This is a genomic window from Pedobacter sp. ASV12 (genome assembly GCF_016429155.1).
Taxonomy (GTDB): domain Bacteria; phylum Bacteroidota; class Bacteroidia; order Sphingobacteriales; family Sphingobacteriaceae; genus Pedobacter.
This window is the reverse complement of sequence record NZ_JAELUC010000287.1, coordinates 1-469: the sequence shown is the minus strand read 5'-3', so window position 1 is coordinate 469 and position 469 is coordinate 1. Positions and strand designations below refer to the sequence as shown.

1 protein-coding gene is annotated in these 469 nt (G+C 38.0%); it reads right to left on the bottom strand.

All coding sequences use genetic code 11. From position 1 onward, the window contains the following. A partial coding sequence (locus JHD69_RS20340) for a hypothetical protein (RefSeq protein ID WP_199142145.1) occupies positions 1-226 on the bottom strand: 226 nt, incomplete at its 3' end. Positions 227-469: the final 243 nt, after the last annotated feature.

Sequence of the window (469 nt, the reverse complement as noted above, 5' to 3'; positions counted from 1 at the left end):
CGTTTCTAATGATAGGGTAGGTAGCCCTGATGGTTTTGGCGTTAGTGGCATCAGCTAAGGCAGTGGTGTATACTTTTTCCCAATCAACCTGATCTTTGTTAACCGAACGATTCTTCATTAGCTGAAGCGCGTCAAGTACATAAACTTTAATGCTGTCGGCTTGTGCAAAAGCGCTAGAAATGTAAATAGAAAAGACAAGAAATAAGAGGATCAGTGGTTTTTTCATACATGGGATTCCGGAGCGCTAAATATAGAAACACTTATTAAGTTTTAGAAACTTCGCCCGTGTTATTTCACAACGTCACAAATATTTGAGCAAAAAAAATCCCGATAACTTTCGCTATCGGGATGATATGATTAAGCTGGTTAAAAACTATTTAGATTTGTTTTTGCTTTCTTCGCCTTCCATTTGCTCTTTCAATTGAGCCAATACGCTAAGATCGCCTAAAGTAGATTTCTCTACAGAATC